The sequence below is a fragment of the Streptomyces sp. SID14478 genome (genome assembly GCF_010548525.1).
Taxonomy (GTDB): Bacteria; Actinomycetota; Actinomycetes; order Streptomycetales; family Streptomycetaceae; genus Streptomyces.
This window is the reverse complement of the sequence record NZ_JAAGMG010000504.1, coordinates 1-759: the sequence shown is the minus strand read 5'-3', so window position 1 is coordinate 759 and position 759 is coordinate 1. Positions and strand designations below refer to the sequence as shown.

Here is a 759-nt window from a genome sequence, read left to right as displayed (position 1 = left end):
GTGCCGATGCCGCGCACGCAGCCCCCGGCGACGGACGTCCCCCAGGACGGCGCGCCGGGGCGCTTCTCCGTCTCCGTGTCGGCGACCTCGGCCCCGACGACGGCCGACGGGCGCGGCCGCAAGGTGAGTTGCTCGGTCGCGCTCGCGGTGGCTGGCGCCCTCGCGGCCGTCACGGTGGGCGGCATCCTCGTGGTGAACATGCTGCCGGGCGACTCCGGGAGCGACAGCGGCGCGGCCGACGGCTCACGGCCCCCGCAGGCCACGGTGTCCTCGGCGCCCTCGGGGCCCGGTGTACCGAAGTTCTACGTCGGGGCGTGGGACGGCCCGGCCGTGCAGGCGGGCATCCCCTTCGGCACCTTCCGCGTGGACCTCGCACAGGCCGCCGTCGGCAAGCAGGTCGGCAAGGTGACCTCGACCGATCCGCTGGGCGTCCAGTGCGTCGACGTACTGACGCTGAAGTCCGCGGACGGCAAGGAGCTCGTGGCCGCGGGCAAGGCCGCGGCGGACAACGGCGACACCTGCGCCAAGGGCACCCACACCGTGCACCTCACGCGGGACGGCGACTCCCTGAAGTACACGTCGCAGTACCCGCAGGCGGGCAACCCCACCGCGGACCTCGACCGGGTGCCCGCAGGGTGATCGTCCTCGCCGCCCTGTGGGGCGCCGCCACCGGACTGCTGCTGCCCCGCGCCGCGTACCGGCTCTCCGTGGCACCGGAGGAGCCGTGGCGCGAGGCGCGCGGCTGGGTCGGCGTCCGGC

Annotated in this window: 2 pseudogenes; both read left to right on the top strand. The window is 75.8% G+C overall.

Features of this window, described 5'->3' with window-relative positions:
* Positions 1-639: pseudogene (locus tag G3I40_RS16480) on the top strand (serine/threonine protein kinase); the annotation flags it as partial.
* Positions 636-759, top strand: a pseudogene (locus G3I40_RS47175) (prepilin peptidase); the annotation flags it as partial. The pseudogenes G3I40_RS16480 and G3I40_RS47175, both read left to right, overlap by 4 nt.